Annotated in this window: 13 protein-coding genes; 7 read left to right on the top strand and 6 right to left on the bottom strand. The window is 61.0% G+C overall.

Annotated elements, in window-relative coordinates; genetic code table 11:
* Window positions 1-72: 72 nt before the first annotated feature.
* The 5 genes from V5E99_RS25840 to V5E99_RS25820 form a co-directional block, all read right to left on the bottom strand.
* Window positions 73-1,680, bottom strand: coding sequence for a GMC family oxidoreductase (locus V5E99_RS25840; protein ID WP_499805077.1), 1,608 nt, complete (start codon window positions 1,678-1,680; stop codon window positions 73-75).
* Window positions 1,681-1,845: 165 nt separating this feature from the next.
* The gene (locus tag V5E99_RS25835; protein WP_213939047.1) at window positions 1,846-3,063 is read right to left on the bottom strand and encodes a mandelate racemase/muconate lactonizing enzyme family protein; all 1,218 of its coding nucleotides are present in this window, start codon (window positions 3,061-3,063) and stop codon (window positions 1,846-1,848) included.
* Between the two features lies 1 nt (window position 3,064).
* Complete coding sequence (locus V5E99_RS25830) at window positions 3,065-4,384, bottom strand: MFS transporter (RefSeq protein ID WP_499805075.1); 1,320 nt, start codon at window positions 4,382-4,384, stop codon at window positions 3,065-3,067.
* Between the two features lie 192 nt (window positions 4,385-4,576).
* Entirely contained in the window at window positions 4,577-6,001 is a 1,425-nt protein-coding gene (gene aldA, locus V5E99_RS25825; RefSeq protein ID WP_499805074.1) for an aldehyde dehydrogenase, read from the bottom strand.
* Between the two features lie 232 nt (window positions 6,002-6,233).
* Entirely contained in the window at window positions 6,234-7,154 is a 921-nt protein-coding gene (locus V5E99_RS25820) for a LysR substrate-binding domain-containing protein (RefSeq protein ID WP_499805096.1), read from the bottom strand.
* A 469-nt stretch (window positions 7,155-7,623) separates the two neighbouring features.
* On the opposite strand from V5E99_RS25820, the gene V5E99_RS25815 reads away from it, so the two are divergent.
* Window positions 7,624-8,817, top strand: a complete 1,194-nt coding sequence (locus tag V5E99_RS25815; protein ID WP_499805072.1) for an MFS transporter — start codon at window positions 7,624-7,626, stop codon at window positions 8,815-8,817.
* Here the strand turns inward: V5E99_RS25815 and V5E99_RS25810 are convergent.
* Window positions 8,755-9,669 carry a LysR substrate-binding domain-containing protein gene (locus V5E99_RS25810; protein ID WP_499805071.1) on the bottom strand — a complete coding sequence of 305 codons (915 nt, stop codon included), beginning with the start codon at window positions 9,667-9,669 and terminating at the stop codon, window positions 8,755-8,757. The two genes, V5E99_RS25815 and V5E99_RS25810, sit on opposite strands and share 63 nt — an antisense overlap.
* Before the next feature lie 116 nt (window positions 9,670-9,785).
* Between V5E99_RS25810 and V5E99_RS25805 the strand changes: the two genes are divergently transcribed.
* From V5E99_RS25805 to V5E99_RS25780, 6 genes are all read left to right on the top strand, one after another.
* Complete coding sequence (locus V5E99_RS25805; RefSeq protein ID WP_499805069.1) at window positions 9,786-10,667, top strand: HalD/BesD family halogenase; 882 nt, start codon at window positions 9,786-9,788, stop codon at window positions 10,665-10,667.
* 60 nt (window positions 10,668-10,727) lie between these two features.
* A complete protein-coding gene (locus tag V5E99_RS25800; RefSeq protein ID WP_499805067.1) occupies window positions 10,728-11,957 on the top strand; it encodes a M24 family metallopeptidase in 1,230 nt (409 codons plus the stop codon).
* Window positions 11,958-12,406: 449 nt separating this feature from the next.
* Window positions 12,407-14,041: an ABC transporter substrate-binding protein gene (locus V5E99_RS25795; protein ID WP_499805066.1), complete on the top strand. Its 1,635-nt coding sequence runs from the start codon at window positions 12,407-12,409 to the stop codon at window positions 14,039-14,041.
* A 76-nt stretch (window positions 14,042-14,117) separates the two neighbouring features.
* Complete coding sequence (locus tag V5E99_RS25790; RefSeq protein WP_499805065.1) at window positions 14,118-15,071, top strand: ABC transporter permease; 954 nt, start codon at window positions 14,118-14,120, stop codon at window positions 15,069-15,071.
* A complete protein-coding gene (locus tag V5E99_RS25785) occupies window positions 15,068-15,904 on the top strand; it encodes an ABC transporter permease (protein ID WP_123511858.1) in 837 nt (278 codons plus the stop codon). The genes V5E99_RS25790 and V5E99_RS25785 overlap by 4 nt, the downstream gene beginning before the upstream one ends.
* A 2-nt stretch (window positions 15,905-15,906) precedes the next feature.
* On the top strand, window positions 15,907-17,553 hold the full coding sequence (locus V5E99_RS25780; RefSeq protein ID WP_499805064.1) for a dipeptide ABC transporter ATP-binding protein: 1,647 nt from the start codon (window positions 15,907-15,909) through the stop codon (window positions 17,551-17,553).
* The last annotated feature ends 16 nt before the right edge of the window (window positions 17,554-17,569 follow it).

Here is a 17,569-nt window from a genome sequence, read left to right as displayed (position 1 = left end):
TCAAATCCGCCACCTACAGGTATGAGCGGCTTACTGGGCGGAAATTCATTTTTGATACAACCCGAGTTGAAATCAGGCGTCCTGCAAGATCAGATCAGCGCCCTTCTCCGCCACCATCAGCACGGCAGCGTGGGTATTACCGCTGGTCACATTGGGGAAAATCGACGCATCAACGATGCGCAAACCGTCAAGACCATGGACCTTGAGCCGTTTGTCGACCACCGACTTCTGTTCGTCGGCGCCCATCGCGCACGAACCACACAGGTGATAGATCGAACCGCTGTTCTCGCGGAAGTACTGCAACATCTGCTCGTCGCTTTCGACCACCGGCCCCGGCAGCACTTCCGCCACGGTAATACCCTTGAGCGCTGGCGCCTGCATGATTTTGCGCATCAGCCGACTGCCCTGGATCACCTCGTCGATGTCCTTTTGCGTACTGAGGTAATTGGGGTCGATCAGCGCCGCCTCCCGTGGGTTCTTCGACTTGATCTCGATATGCCCGCGGCTGGTCGGCCGGCACGGGTTGAAGCACAGCAGGAAGCCTGAATACGGCTCGGGCTTGAGGCTGGCCTTGTTGTTCTTCGGGATCTGGTACGACAGCGGGTTGAAATACAGTTGCAGGTTCGGATTGGCCTGGGTCTCATCACCCCGGAAGAAGCCACCGGCCTGGTTGACGCTCATCGCCAGTGCACCCTTGCGGGTCAGCAGGTACTTGAGGCCAAGCTTGAACTGACCGAACAACGAACTGAGCTGATCATTCAGCGTCGGAATATTGGCCTTGTAGTAATAACTGGCGCACAGGTGATCCTGCAGGTTCTGCCCCACCGCCGGCAGGTGCTTGACCAGCGGGATCTGATGCTTGGCCAGCAGCGCCTGGTCCGCAACGCCGGACAGTTGAAGAATCTTCGGCGTGTCCACGGCTCCGGCACACAGGATCACTTCCTTGCGCGCAGTGAAGGTCCGAACCACACCATGCTGGGTCACGGAAATCCCGGTCGCCCGCTCGCCCTCGAACAACACCCGATCCACCAACGCGTAATGCTCGACCTTCAGGTTCGGCCGGCTCAGTGCCGGGTGCAAATGCGCGAAGCTGCTGGAGCTGCGCTGACCGTCCTTGGTGTTGACGTCGTAGATGCCCGAGCCTTCGAATTTCGGCCCGTTGAAGTCATCACTGTGGGGGTAGCCGAGTTCATCGCAACCCTTGAGGAACACATCGCAGATCGGATGGGTCTGGCCCTTCATCGGGGTGATGCTGATCGGGCCGCTGCCACCGTGGTATTCGCTGTCGCCCAGCGGGTGGTTTTCCAGTTTGCGGAAGTACGGCAGCACGTCCTTGAAGCCCCAGCCATCGTTGCCGTTGGCCGCCCAGTCATCGAAGTCATCGGCCTGGCCACGGACGTAGACCATCGCATTGATCGAGCCCGAACCGCCCTGGACCTTGCCGCGCGGGGCGTAGATTTCCCGGTTGTTGAGCTGCTTTTGCGGCTGGCTGTAGTACATCCAGTTGAAGGTCGGGTTGTAATACATTTTGGCGAAGCCGACCGGGATCTTGAACCACAAGGAACTGTCCTTGCCGCCCGCTTCCAGCAGCAACACCGTGTATTTCCCCGACGCCGAGAGCCGGTTGGCGAGTATGCAGCCAGCGGCGCCTGCGCCAGCGATGATGTAGTCGTATGTCATGCACGATTACCGCGTAAGTCGTTATACAAAAAACCCGCGCCTCCCCCCCGTAGGAGCTGTCGAGTGCAACGAGGCTGCGATCTTTTGATCTTGCTTTTAAAAAATCAAAAGATCGCAGCCTCGTTGCACTCGACAGCTCCTACGGGAGGACTGCGCCCTCTCTCGTCAGCCTCTGGCCGGCGAGGTGTCTTTGACGTCTGCCGGGGTCGGCGCCATTTGCAGGTGCAAACGCTCGCCGGTGTACGGCGAATGCTTGCGCACCACGTCCATGTTCAGCTCCACCCCCAGGCCTGGCTCGGTGGACGGGATGATGTAGCCGTCCTCCCATTGCAACGGCTTGGTCAGGACTTCGGCATGGAAACCGCCCCAAGTCATGATGCTTTCCTGGATCAGGAAGTTCGGCGTGCAGGTCGCCAACTGGAAACTCGCCGCCGCGCCAATCGGCCCGTTATAAAGGTGCGGCGCAATTTGCGCGTAATAGGCCTCGGCCATGCTCGCGATCTTCTTTGCTTCCAGCAGACCGCCACAGCGCGCCACGTTCATCTGCAAAATCGACGCACCGCCAGCCTGCAACAGCTTGAAGAATTCGTACTTGGTGGTCAGCCGTTCGCCGGTGGCAATCGGGATAGTGGTCTTGGCCGCGACTTGCGCCATCGCGTCTTCCTGACCCGGCGGCACCGGCTCTTCGAACCACAGCGGATCGTATTTCTCCAGGCGCTTGGCCAGGCGAATCGCCGAGGACGGCACCATTTGCCCGTGGGTGCCGAACAGCAAGTCGCACTTGTCGCCCACCGCTTCGCGGATCTTGCGGCAGAAGGTTTCGCAGCGTTCCAGCACTTCCAGGGAGATCTGGTGCCCGGAGTACGCGGTGTACGGTCCGGCCGGGTCGAACTTCACGGCGGTGAAGCCTTTGTTCATGTTCTCGATGGCGCACTCGGCAGCCAGGTCCGGATCGTCGTAGTCGTACTCACCCTGGCTGTTGACCGGGTACAGGTAGGTGTAGGAACGCAGGCGTTCGTTGACCTTGCCGCCCAACAGTTCATAAACGGGTTTGTTCGCCGCTTTGCCGATGATGTCCCAGCAGGCCATCTCCAAACCGCTGACCACACCCATCATGGTCAAGTCCGGGCGCTGGGTGAAACCGCTGGAATAGGCCTGGCGGAAAAAGCGCTCGATGTGGTGCGGGTCGTGGTTGAGCAGGTAGCGTTCGAACACGTCTTCGATGATCGGCAGCATGGCTTTGGGGCCGAAGGTCGCGGCGTAGATTTCGCCCACGCCTTCGATGCCGCAATCAGTCTTGAGCTTGACGAACAGCCAGTACATGCCACCGATGTGCGGTGGCGGTACGGCAACGATATGGGTTTCAAGGGCGACGATTTTCATCTCAGGCACCTGTTTTGTTCAAAGATTGACGATTGATACGCGCGCGCAGGGTCAGGGCCGCGAGGGTCCCGAGCAGGCCGACGAAAGCGATGTAGCCGAAATACAGCTTGTAACCAACGGCACCGGGGAAATGTTCGGTGAGGTAACCGTTGATCAACGGAATAAAGGCGTCCGGCAGGTAACCGACCACCGAAACAATGCCGATGGCCAGGCCGGTGATGCGCAGCGGAATGTTGCAGGTGTCAAGGATCGCCCAGTACAAGCCGCGAATCGCATAGGTCATCAGGCCGATGAAGATCACCGTGCCGATCAGCAAACCCATGCTGTTAAGCGCCGGGAACACGATCAAGCCGACCATCGCCAACGTCGCGAAAAACAACGCCACGATCAGCACCGAGATGTTCGAGAACTTGTCACCGAGCCAGCCACCGCCGACCCCGCCAATCGGGCGCATCCACAACTTGATGGTGGTGATGGTGCCGGCCATGACGGCGGTCATGCCGCCGCCCTGCAAGTAATCGGAGAAGCTGTAGGTGGCCCAGAAGATGTGGTAACCGCAAAACACGATGGCGGTGACCAGCCACAGTTCGGGGATCTTCACGAGGGTGGTCAAATCGCTGAGCAGGTTGTACTTGCCCTTCTCCACCGCTGCCGTGTCTTCCATCGACTTCGGGTCCTTGATCAGCACCAGCACACAGCCGATGGCGATACAGGTGAAGGCATACAGGTAAACCACATGCTTGAAGCCTTCAGCAGCGGACTCCCCACGGGTTTCGGTGGCGAAGGCGAACAACCCCAGCGCCACGGTTGCCAGCAACGCTTCGACCAAACCGCGACCGCCGTCGAGGATGCCGAAGAACCGGCCCTGCTCCGTGTGGTGGGCAATCATCTTCACGCGCTTGAGCACCGAGGCCCAGAACGTCAGGCCGGTGGTCAGGCCCCAGCAGCCGAAGATGATCATCAACCCGGTCATCGACGGCGCCGTGGAGTACCAAAGCCCCAGGGCGCCGGTGGCCACCAGCGAAAAGAAAATCAGGAACCGTGGCGCGATGCGGTCCGCCAGCCAGCCGCTCGGCAAGTAGCTGAGCAGGAAAATCGTCCCGAGCATCGAGTACAGATAACCCAGCTCACTGTGGTTGATCTGGAACACTTCGAGCATGGTGGTCTGGTAGACCTGACGCAGGTACAGGATCGGGTAGATCGCCCCGGCGGCGAGCACCAATAGCATCAACTGGACGTAGCGACCTCCCTTGTCACTGTGGCTTTTTTCACCCGCGTTCGAACCCTGAACAGCGGCAACAGTGGTTGCAGGCTTGGACATCTGTGAGACCTCTGGCGCCCAGTAGTCTGGGCGCTCCAATAATTATTTTTATATATTTCGGGTGTACTCAGGCCTTTGTGGGAGCGGGCTTGCTCGCGAAAGCGGTGGATCAGGCTATTGATGTATCTACTGACACACCGCCTTCGCGAGCAAGCCCGCTCCCACATAAGCGAGAGAGGCGCTGCACGTGGATCAATAGTTCATGACGACCAATCGCGTCTGGGTGAATTCGAGCATGCCGTGCTTGCCGTCATCGCCGCCCAGACCGGAACGTTTCCACCCGGCGTGGAAGCCCTGGTACGGGTCGGCCGGGGTGCGATTGACGTACAACTCGCCCGCCTCGATGGCGTTGGCGACTTTCATGGTCGTGCGGTAGTTCTCGGTGTACAGCACCGACGACAGGCCGAACTGGTGATCGTTGGCCATGGCCAGCGCTTCGTCGATGTCGCGGTACTTGAGCACCGGCAGCACCGGGCCGAAGATTTCTTCCTGGATGATTTCCATGTCCTGGCGGCAGTTGCTCAGCAACGTCGGCGGGTAGAAATGGCCTTTGCCCTGAGGGATAAAACCGCCTGTCTCCAGTACAGCACCGTCGGCGACGGCGCGCTCGACCATGGCGTGAATGTTCTGCCGGGAACTGGCGTTGACCAACGGGCCCATCAGGCTGGCGTCGGTGGCGCGGTCGCCGAATTTCACGGCGCTGATCTTGGCTTTGAGCAGCGCGAGGAACTGGTCGTAGACACTTTCCTGCACGTAGACCCGCTCCACCGCCGTGCACAACTGGCCGCAATGCGTGGTCTTGGAGGCGACGATGGCGCTGGCGGCGGCTTCAAGATCGGCGTCGGCTTCGATGATCGCCGGGGTTTTGCCGCCCAGTTCCAGGGATGGCTTGGCGATGTTGGCCTTGCAATAGTCGAGCACGATGCGCCCGGCGTTGACGCTGCCGGTCAGGGTGATCAAACCCACGGCTTTGTGGGTGCACACCGCTGCGGCAGTGGCGTGATCCATGGTCAGGATGTTGACGACACCGGCCGGCAAACCGGATTGCTGCACAGCCTTGGCGATTTCAAACGCCGAGGTCGGGGTGTTGTTGCTCGGACGCACCACCACGGTGTTGCCGGCAATCAGCGCCGGGGCGATTTTGCGCAGCAAGGTGTAGACCGGGTAGTTGAACGGAATCAGGCACGCGACCACGCCAATCGGCTCGCGGTGCAGGAAGAGATTTTCGTTCGGGGTGTCGCTGGGAATGATCTCGCCTTCGATCCGCCGCGCCCACTCGGCGTGGTAACGGGTGATCTGCGCGGCGTAACGGGCTTCGTTGCTCGCGTCTTCTACGCTCTTGCCGGATTCGGCGGCCAGGGCTGCACCGATGTGTTCGGCGCAGGCTTCAAGGGCGTCGGCGAAAGCGCGCAAGTGTTCGGCGCGTTCGATGCTGGTGAGCTTGCCCCAGGTTTTCTGGGCAGTCGCTGCGGCGTCGACGGCGGCGGTGGCTTCAGCGGTTGTGGCCGCCGAGACTTGGCCGACCAAGGCTTCGGTCGCCGGGTTGTAGACCACAATCAGCGCATCGCTGGCAGGCTCAATAAAGTGACCGTTTACAAAGTTTCGCTCGAGTCGCATGTGCATCGCCCATCGTTGTTTTTATCCAGTTCTCGCAGTCTTGGCATCCTGACGGGGTTGAACAAACGATTTATTGAGCGGGGGAACATTCGAAAAAAGCAGGTTACCCCCAAGCACCGCACGATCCCCTGTAGGAGCTGCCGCAGGCTGCGATCTTTTGACGTTGCTTTTAAAAAATCAAAAGATCGCAGCCTCGTTGCACTCGACAGCTCCTACAGGGGGTTTGGGGTGTTCAGGTGGCGGCGGTGGAGGGTTCGAGTTGACGTTGCGCCAACCAGATTTCCTCCTGCAACCACTGGCTGAACACTTGCAATTGCGGCATTTCAGTCTGCTCCGGCCGGGTCACCAACCAGTAGGATTGATGCCCTTCGACATGCACGTTCAGCACTTGGGTCAACTGCCCACTGGCCAGTTCCGGGGCGACCATGTGCCAGTCCGCAATGGTGATGCCCAAACCATCGGTGGCGGCGCGGATCGCCAGGTCCAGCAGGTCGAATTCATAACCGCCCTGGGTGTCGACACCGCTGATCTTCGCGGCGTCGAGCCAGTGTTTCCAGGTCAGGTAGCGCTGGTCTTCCCGGGCCAGCACGTGCAGCAGCGTCAGGCGATTGAGGTCGATGCCGCCCTCGCTCCATTCCCGCGAATATAACGATGGCGCGCAGACCGCTATGTGCCGTTCCTGAATCAGCAGCGAGGCGTCCAGGCCATCCCATTCGCCATCGCCAAAACGAATCGCGCAGTCCAGGGTGCTGGTTTCCGCCAGGCTGTCTTGCAGGCGCGTGGTGATGCTCAATTCCAGCTCCGGGTGCATCTCGCGCAGGCGTCCCAGGCGTGGCATCAGCCAGCGACTGGTGAAGGTCGGCGGTGCGTTGATGTGCAGGCGATTGGCGTGGGATTTCTGCTGGATGCTGCGCACCGTCAGCTCGATTTTGTCGAACGACTGGTGCAACGCCCGCAGTAACACCCGGCCGGCGCTGGTCAGTTCGAGGTAATGGTGCCGGCGCTCCAGCAGGTTCTCGCCAAGCTGTTCCTCCAACTGGCGCACCTGGCGGCTGACCGCGCTTTGCGTGACATTGAGCAACTCCGCCGCCCGGGTAAAGCTGCCGGTGCTGCCGGCCACTTCGAAGGCTTTGAGCGCATTGAGCGCGGGCATTTTGCGTTTCATGAAGGTTACTCGCGCAAGGGCTGACGAGCGCCAAGCATCCCACGGCCTGTGGGAAATTTCCTGAGTAACATGCATTTTTGTGTTGTGCAGGACGATTTAGACGCCATCACCGACCCCTGTAGAAGCGAGGCTTGCCCGCGAAGGCGTCAGTCCATTCAACATTGATGTTGGCTGACACGCCGCCTTCGCGGGCAAGCCTCGCTCCTACGGGGTCGTTTTTTGATTAGGGAACTGTCGCTCACGCATAAATAGCATGAGTATTTCGCCGCACACTCATGACTATTAAGCACTGGCTGTTTTCTTTATATAAACGCTAGTCTGATTTTAATTAAACATTGCAATAAACCACCGCACTTACATAGGGCGAATCTTTCAACTTCGCCCCATCCTGTTGCAATTAATCCGAGCCGAATACATGCCAACCATTGTTCACTCACCCGCAAGAAGTATTGGCCTATTGGCGCTCATTTTTACCGCCTGTAACGCCACCACCCACGGTTTCAGCATTTTTCTGTATTCGGCGTTATTACCCGAGATCCGTCAGGTATTTGAACTGAGCTACAGCCAGGCTGCGTTCATCGCGGCGCTGCTGCAACTGTTCTATATGGGCGCGTCGATTGTCAGCGGTATCGCGGCGGCGTGGATCAGCCCGCGCAACATGGTACGGCTGACGATGGCCTTGAGCCCGGCGCTGCTGGCCCTGGCGGTCGCCACACCGTGGGTGCTGCCGTTCGCGCTGTGCCTGGCGCTGGTTTCGGCCTGTGCGGTGTCGAACTGGAACGCCATCGCCGCGCTGGCCAGCGAAGTGATCCCCGCCTCTCACCGCAGCCGCGTGCTGGGGCTGGCGTCGTCCGGGGCGGCGTTTGCGATTTGCCTCAACGGTGTGTTGATCGCCTTGTTGCACGGCATCTCGTTGATGCACTTCTGGCTGATTTGCGCCGGCCTGACGCTGATCGTCACTCTGCTGACGTTCTGGGCTCTGGCCCCTTTGGCCAAAGACCAGCGCATCAAGCCCGGCAATGCGCCGTCGTTGCGCCGGGTACTCAGACAATGGCTGAACCTGTGCCTGGAGCATCCGGTGGCGCTGCACATTTTGCTGCTTAGCGGGTTTATCGGCGCGATCAGCGGACCGTTTCTGAACTTTCTCTCGGCATTTGCCAGTGAACGGTTGGGCGCCAACGCGCAGATTACCGGGTCGCTATGGACACTGATCGGTATCGGCGGGGTTGTCGGCGGTTTGTTGCTGGGTTCACTGGCCGATCGTTGGGGCGCATTAAGGGTGATGGCATTAAGCATCAGCGCCTTCGGCCTCGCCATGCTCGCCCTGCTCTGGCAACCGAGTTTGAGCCTGACCTGGCTGGCCGCCGCACTGTTCGCGCTGTTCTATTTCCCGGTCTGGGGCCTGATGGCCGCCTACCTCAGCGCACGACTGAGTCCGGTGCAAAGCCTGCAAGTGGTGAGCCTGAGCATGGTCGGTTATGGCCTGGGCAGCGCCACCGCCAATTGGCTGTGCGGCTGGCTGCTGCAAGCCACCGGGCAGTTTGCCCTGGTGCATGGCTGGATCGCCTGCTGGGTGGTGGCCAGTCTGTTATTGCTGGGGCTGATGGCCCGCCGCCAACGCCGTGAGCCCGCGCTCGGCCAGCCATTCTGAACCGCTCAACTGCTGCGAAAGCATGCCCACCAAGGCCTCGACCACCGGGGCCTGGCATTGAGTCGAACGCCAGAACATCAACCGCGCCGGCTCAATCGGCGGAAAGCCCTGCGCCTCATCGAGCACCTGCCACCCGGGAGGCACCAGGCGTCGCGCGGTAACGCCTACCGACTGACCCTGCTCGATGGCAATCCCGATGCCACGCGGGCTCTGGCTGGTATAAACCACATGCCACGGCCGCCCTGCCTCGGCCAGCGCCCGCACCGCGTTGGCCCGAAACGCGCAGCCCTCGGCGTACACCGCCAGCGGCACCGATGCGCCCTCGCCTGCGCTCCATCCCTCAGCCGCCACCCACACCAGCGGCTCGTCGCACAGGTACTCACCCGGCGCCTGATTGGCGTGCTGCACGCCCACCACCAGATCCAGCTCGCCGCGCTGTAAACGGCTGACCAGCGCCGTGGACATCTCACAACAAATGTCCGGCCGCACCTGGGGGAACTGCGCTTGAAAGTCGCGCAGCACCCCGGCCAGGCAGAACTGGGCGTAGTCCTCGGGCATGCCGACGTGAATGCACACCTGTTCATCGGGCAGGTGCACAGAGTTGATGGCGTCCGCGTGCAGCTTGAGGATCTGCCGCGCGTAAATCAGAAACGTCTCGCCGCCGGGCGTCAGGCTTATCGAGCGACTGGTGCGCTGCACCAACGGCGTGCCAACAATCTCTTCCAGGCGCTGCAAACTCTGGCTGACGGTCGATTGGGTTTTATGCAGACGTTCGGCTGCCGCGGAAAATCCGCGGCACTCGATAATCGCGACAAAGACTTTAAGTAAGCTCCCATCCAGTTCGCCCGACATAACTATCGCCCCTGCCGATGGATTCGATCACAACTTGTAATTTCCACTTCGCACCTCTTTAAGCAACTATCGATTCAACGCCAAACACTGTTCATTGATAGTTCCAGGAGACTTGCATGAGCCTTCAACTTGCCGACGCCGAAGTGGGCGATATCAGCGACATCATTAATACCGAGTTGTACCCCATACATGATTCGGGCCATGTCCAATTGCAGGCGCTGATCGAACACGCTCGCGCCGAACTGGCCGAGGACGGTTGCTGCCTGCTGAAGAACTTCCTGCGGCCCGAGGCGCTGGAACAGGCCCGCGCCGAAGGTCAGGCACTGTCGGGCAAGACGTTTTTCTCGGTGCGCAAGGTCAACGCCTATTTCACCGAAGACGACCCTGCCCTGCCCCAGGATGACCCGCGCCGCACATTCATGGAGCGCACCAGTGGCTTCGTCACCCGCGACATGATCGCCCCGGACGCAATCATTCATCGGCTGTACGTCTCGCCGATGATGAAACGCTTCATCGGCGCCTGCCTCAACGAACCGGAGATTTTCGAATACGCCGACCCGTTCGCCGGCCTGGTGATCAACGTGATGCCCGAAGGCACCGAGCAGCCCTGGCACTTCGACACCAACGAATTCATCGTCAGCATGATGACCCAGAAGCCCGAGGCCGGCGGTCTGTTCGAATACGCGCCGATGATCCGCACCCGCACCCAGGAAAACCTCGGCGCCGTCGGCAAAGTCGTACGCGGCGATGACCGCAGCCGCGTGCAGGAACTGGAACTCAACCCCGGCGACTTGCAGATTTTCAAGGGCCGCTTCTCGGTGCACCGGGTGACCCGCGTCGAGGGCGCCACCGAACGCAACACCGCGATTTTCGCCTACTCGGAAAAACCCGGAATCATCGGCCGCGCCCAGCGCACCAAGCAGCTTTACGGACGCCTGTCCGAAGCCCATCTGCAAGCCGAACGCAACCTGGTGCGCAGCGACCAGTTGCTCGACTGATTCGCCCCCAAAAAAAATTCCTAGAAAAACCAACCGTATTTGCCCTGCGAGGAACACCCCATGAGTCTGTCCGGCCCTAACCGCAACCCCGCCGACTGCGAACCGACGTACGACGAGATCCAGCAGATCCAGCTCGACCGTTTGCAACGAGTACGTAATGAACTGAAAAAACGCGACTACGCCGCCTGCGTGCTGTTCGACCCGACCCACATGCGCTACGCCACCGGCTCGCGCAACATGCAGGTGTATTCGGCGCGCAACCCGGCGCGTTACGCCTTCATCCCGGCGGAAGGCCCGGTGGTGGTCTTCGAATTCGGCGGCTGCCTGCACCTGGCGGAAAAGCTCAACACCGTCGATGAAGTGCGCCCGGCCAAAGCCATTTCCTATTACTTCTGCGACAGCTTCCTGACCAACGTCACCGCCGAATGGGCCGCCGAAATCGATGAACTGGTGCGCAAATGTGGCGGCGGCAACAAACGCATCGCCATCGAAAGCGCGACCTCGGCCGCTGCGTTCGAACTGCAAAAACTCGGCTACCAGATTTTCGACGCCCAGGAACCGCTGGAACGGGCGCGCTGCATCAAGGTGCCAAACGAGCTGAAGATGATCCGCGCCAGCCTGCGCGCCACCGAGGCCGGCGTGCGTTTGATGGAAAGCAAACTGGTGCCCGGCATCAGCGAAAACGAACTGTGGTCACACCTCCACCAACACGTGATTGCCACCGACGGCGACTACGTGGAAACCCGTCTGCTGTCCTCCGGCCCGCGCACCAACCCGTGGTTCCAGGAATGCAGCACCCGGCCGATCGAGGCCGGTGATCTGGTGGCGCTGGACACCGACGTGGTCGGGCGTTTCGGCTATTACGCCGACTTTTCGCGGACTTTCCTCTGCGGCGAACAAGCCGCCACCGCCAAGCAACAGGAACTGTACAAACTGGCTTACGAGCAAGTGCAGACCAACATGGAAATGCTCAAGGCCGGGCGCAGCTTCAAGGAGTACGCCGAGCTGGCGTGGAAGATTCCGGACAACTACAAGGCCAACCGTTACTTCGCCCTGGCCCATGGCGTGGGCATGACCGGTGAGTACCCCTACGTGGTGCACCGCGAAGACATTGATGCGCTGGGCTACGACGGCGTGTTCGAAGCCGGCATGACCATCTGCGTTGAAAGCTACATCGGCCACGATGCGGGCGGCGAAGGGGTCAAGCTCGAAGAGCAGATCTACATCCACGAAAACGGTATCGAATTGCTCTCCGATTACCCGTTCGATCCGCGCCTGATGCCCCGTTGAGTTGCCCCGGACGGCGCCGTCACCTCCTTCGACGTCGTCCGTTTTCCCCCTTGTTCCGGTTCGGAACGAGGGGCGTTTGTGGCCTCAACGCCCCGCGCCTTCATCAGTCCGGCCTGTCTAGCTCAAGCGGCAGCCCTCCTTACGGTCAGTAACATGCATTTATCGAACGTTCCACCGTTGAATTTATCGTTTGTCGATCTTTGCCCAGATGACAAAACTGCGGGCATCTCAAATAAAAACAACATGAGAGCAGCCCTATGTCCTATCCCGCCTCCGTCCTCCTGATTCCGTTGCGCCTTGTTCTACTGCCGGCTTCACGCCTGTCTTGCCTGCGCCTTCGCGGCGCCTGCCACTGACAGTTTCGGTTTATCGAAAACCGACCGCGTCTGCCGCTCGCCCTGCCTGCGGCCAGTCGAAAAACGCACTTTTGCACGTTATCGGAGAGGCCTATGAAAGACTTAATGACACTGGACGGCGCCCTGCCGCATCCAGCGGTAAACAACCTGTGCACCCAAGTCAAAAGTGGCGAGATCAATCGTCGCCAGTTCCTGCGCACCGCCGCGCTGCTGGGCATCACCGCCGCCAGCGCCAGCACGTTTCTCGGTTCCGCGCTGCTCGGTAATTCGGCCCGCGCCGCCGATGCGGTCCCGCCGCGCCAGGGCGGCAGCCTGCGGTTTGCCTGTGCCATCCAGGAAATCCAGGACCCGATGCTGATCACCTGGATCGAAGCCTCGAACCTGCTGCGCAACTCCCTGGAATTCCTGACCTGGGTCGACGCCGACAACATCACCCACCCGTACCTCGCCGAGAGCTGGAGCCCGTCCGAAGACCTCAAGACCTGGACCTTCAACCTGCGCCAGGACGTGAAGTGGAGCAACGGCGACACCTTCAACGTCGAGGACGTGCAGCACAACATCCAGCGCTGGATTGCCGCCGACTCCAAGTCGGTCAACCGCACCGCATTCCAGGACATCACAGCCTTCGAAAAAATCAGCGACTTCCAGTTCCGCCTGGTGCTGAAGCGGCCGATGCTGGCGATCCCGGAAATGCTCAACGCCTTCACCTGCGCCATCGTCCACCGCAGCTTCAAGGCCGGTGACGACTGGGCGAAAAACCCGCTGGGCACCGGGCCGTTCAAACTGGTTTCCTTCGCCGTGAACAAGCAGGCGACCTTCGCCAAGCGCGCCGATTACTGGCGCAAACCGGCCAACCTCGACGAGTTGCGTTACGTCGATATGGGCACTGACATTTCCACCCATCTCGCGGCGTTGCAGGCCGGACAAGTGGACGTGTTGTACCGGGTGACCGTGGCCGAACTGGACCTGGCCAAACGCTTGCCGGGCGCGCAATTGCTGACCTGCAAATCGGCGCAAACCGTCGTCATGCGCATGGCCTGCGACCAGAAACCGTTCGACGACGTGCGGATTCGCAAAGCCGTGGTGCTCTGCGCCGACAACGCGCAGATGCTCAAGATTGCCTATCGCGGCATGGGCACCCTGGGCGAAGACCACCATGTCGCGCCGTCCCACCCGGAATACTTTCCGCTGCCCAAGCGTGCCCGTGATGTGGCTGGCGCCAAAAAACTGCTCGCTGAAGCGGGACATCCGAACGGCATCGACATCGACTTGATCGTCGGCAACACCCAGGGCCGCTACGAACAGGACTGCGCGCAGATCCTGCAACAGAACTGCGCCGAGGCCGGCATCCGTATCAACCTGAAAGTGATCCCCGCCACCCAGTACTGGCCGATCTGGGACAAAGCCGCGTTCAGCCTCACCTACTGGGCCCATCGCCCGTTGGGCGTGATGTCTTTGGAACTGGCTTATCGCAGCGGCGCCGCCTGGAACGAAAGCCATTACAGCGACCCGGCGTTCGACGCCGCGCTGGACAAGGCCATGGGCATCATCGACCCGAAACAACGGGCCGCCGCGATGCAAAACGTCGAGCAAATCCTGCAAGACGCCTGCGTCATGGTGCAGCCGTTCTGGGGCGACAAGTTCACCGCCGCGAGCAAAAAGGTCCAGGGCTTCCAGGTTCACCCGTCGGACTTCTACCCAATGGATGAAGTCTGGTTGAACGCCTGATTCAAGCGCCCCTCACGCGGCTCGCCCACCTCGGTGGGTTGGGCCGCCATCCCTTGATTAGCCGGAGCGTGCGAGCATGGCTGAATTTCTATTGCGCAAGTTACTGGCGCTGGCGGCAACCCTGCTGTCGGTGTCAGTGATCGTGTTCCTGGCCCTGGAACTGAACATCGAGGACGTCGCGATCAACGTCCTCGGCCCCTACTCCGCCGCCGACCAACGCGCCGCGTGGCTGGTGGAACACGGTTACAACCAACCCTTTGTCTGGCGTTACCTGATCTGGCTGAAGGATTTTCTCAGTGGCGACTGGGGCACCTCGGTGCACTTTCGTGAACCGGTGATTGACCTGTTGCTGCCGAATCTCGGGCAAACCCTGATCCTCGCGGGCCTGGCTCTGGCGGTGATGGTGCCGGTGGCGTTGACCCTCGGCATTCTGGCCGGGATTCGCCAGGGCTCGGCGGTGGATCGGCTGGTGTCGTTTCTGTCGATCGTCACCACCTCGATTCCGGACTTCGCCAGCGCGGTGTTTGTCTCAGCGATCTTCGTGTTCTGGCTCAACTGGCTGCCGGGCGTGAGCAGCATGAGCGACGGTTTCAACCCGGTAGAACTGGCGTTGCCGCTGATGGTGCTGTGCCTGTTCGGCATCGGTTACCTCGCGCGGATCACCCGCGCGTCGATGGTCGAAGTGATGCAGGCGCCGTACATCCGCACTGCCCGCCTCAAAGGCGCGCCCACGTCGCGGATCGTGCTGCGCCATGCGTTGCGCAACGTGCTGATCGCGCCGATCACGGTGATCATGTTGTACATCCCGTGGCTGCTGTCGAACGTGATCGTGGTCGAAGTGTTCTTCGCCTACAAAGGCTTCGGTTCGCTGCTCTACACCGCGTCGCTGAACCATGACGTCTACCTGATCGAAGCCTGCGCGATGATCAGCGGCATCGTGGTCGGCGCGACCAAAATCTTCTCGGACCTGGCCTACACCTGGCTCAACCCGCGCATCACCCTGCGCAGTCTTGGCGGAGGCGGCCAATGAACTTCCTCAATTCGTTCAAACATCCCTTGGCGTTGCTCGGCTTGCTGCTGGTCGGCGGCTGGGTGCTGATGGCGTTGTTCGCGCCGTGGCTGGCGCCTCACGATCCGCTGGAAAGCTTCACCCCGCTGCTGACGCCGATGACCCCGGACGGTAACGGCCTGAGCTTCCTGCTGGGCACCGACATGATCGGCCGGGACATTCTGTCGCGACTGATCTGGGGCACCCGCACCGTGTTGTTCTGGTCGATCCTCGCGACCCTGACCGCGTTCGCCGTCGGCATCGCCATGGGCCTGTGCGCCGGTTACTTCAATGGCTGGGTCGATGCGCTGTTGTCATACGTTGCCGACACCGTGCTGTCGTTCCCGGTGCTGGTGTTGTACATCGTGATCATCATCGCCCTCGGCGCGTCGGCGCTGAACATCCTGATTGCGGTGACGTTCACCAGCGCCCCGGCGATCTTCCGGATCATGCGCGCACTGACCATCGACATTCGTTCCCGGGACTACGTGCTCAGCGCCATCACCCAGGGCGAAGGCTCGCTGCGCATCATGCTGGTAGAGATCCTGCCGAACTGCGGCGGCCCGTTGATCGTCGATTTCTGCCTGCGCATCGGCTACACCGCGATCATGATCGGCGCCCTCGGCTTCCTTGGCCTCGGCCTGCCGCCACCGACCCCGGACTGGGGCGGCATGATCAACGAAGGCCGCAGCATGGCCATCGCTTTCCCGCACCTGGTGATCTTCCCGTGCATTGCCATCTCCACCCTGATGCTGGGCCTGAGCCTGCTGGCGGACGGTCTGGACGAACACGCCCAGAAAGGCACAAGGAGTTGAGCATGAGTCTTCAACAAGTGTTGAGAGTAGAAAATCTTTCCATCGAACTGCCCGCCGGCGCTGACCGTAGCCATGCCGTCAAAGGCATCAGCCTCGACGTGCGCAAGGGTGAAATTCTCTGTGTGATCGGCGAATCCGGCTCCGGCAAATCGGTGCTCTCGGCAGCGATCATGGGCGACTACGCCAAAGGCCTGCGGCACAGCGAAGGGGTGATCGATTTTCTCGGCCATGACATCTGCCGCATGGACGAACCCGCCCTGCGCCAGTTGCGCGGCAACCGCATCGCGATGATTTTCCAGGAGCCGATGGCGGCGCTGAACCCGGCGATTCGCATTGGTCAGCAGGTCGAAGAAATCTTCGACATTCACGCGCCGACCATGCCCGCCGCCGAGCGCCGCGAACGCATGCTCGCCCTGCTCGATTCCACGCAATTGCCCGACCCGCCACGGATCGCCAACAGCTTCCCGCATCAACTCTCCGGCGGCCAATGCCAACGGGTGGTGATTGCGATGGCGCTGGCGATGAACCCGGATTTGTTGATTGCCGACGAGCCAACCACGGCGCTGGATGTGACCACTCAGGCCCAGGTGCTGAAACTGGTGCGCGACCTGCGCGGTCGCGGCCAGCACGGCATTTTGTTCATCACCCACGACTTCGGCGTGGTGGCGGAAATCGCTGACCGCATCGCCGTGATGGAGGGTGGTGTGCTGGTGGAAATCGGTGAGCGCGATCAAGTGCTCAATGCGCCGAACCACCCGTACACCCGCAAGTTGATCGCGGCCGTACCGGCGCTGCATCCGGAGTTGCACGCACCGTGCGCCGACGGCGAGTTGGCGCTGCGCATCGAACACCTGACCAAAACCTACAACGTCGGCGGTCGCTTGGTCCCGGCGCTCAAGGACGTGTCGCTGCAATTGCCTCGGGGCAAGACCCTGGCGATTGTCGGCGAGTCCGGCTCGGGCAAGAGCACGCTGGTCAAAGCCGCGATTAGGCTGGTGGAAAGCGACAGCGGCCACGTCTGGGTCGGTGACACGGATTTTCTCGCGTTGCGCGGTTCGGCCCTGGCGGCCAATCGGCGGCGTATCCAGATGATTTTCCAGGACCCTTACGGCTCGCTGAACCCACGGCATCGGGTCGGCGACATCATCGCCCGCGCCGCGCAACTGCGCGGGTTGTCGGCCAAGGATGCGTGGACCGAGGCCGGCGATTTGCTGGAGCAGGTCGGGCTCAAGCGTGACGCCCTCAAGCGCAAGCCTCGGCAGTTCTCCGGCGGCCAGCGTCAGCGCATCGGCATCGCCCGGGCCCTGGCAATGCGCCCGGAAGTGCTGATCGCCGATGAAAGCGTTTCGGCGTTGGATGTCTCGGTGCAAAAACAGGTGCTGGAGCTGCTCGCCGAGCTGCAACAGAGACTCAACCTGAGCATTTTGTTCATCACCCATGACCTGCGCGTGGCAGCGCAGATCAGCGATTACATCGCGGTGATGCGCCAGGGCGAAGTGGTGGAATACGGCACGGCGGAACAGGTGTTGCTGCGCCCGCAAAACACCTACACCCAGACGTTGCTGGCGGCGGCCCCCGGTGCATCGGCGATCCCGGTGGTGCCAGTCGCCGAACCCACGCTGAGGCTGATCCGCCCCCAGGCCAACTGAGTCAATAACCCTTTTC

Origin of the sequence: Janthinobacterium sp. LPB2021202312-11-4 (genome assembly GCF_037049705.1) — a bacterium.
GTDB lineage: Bacteria > Pseudomonadota > Gammaproteobacteria > Pseudomonadales > Pseudomonadaceae > Aquipseudomonas.
The sequence above is the reverse complement of the archived record's forward strand: the minus strand, read 5'-3'. Positions and strand labels throughout refer to the sequence as shown.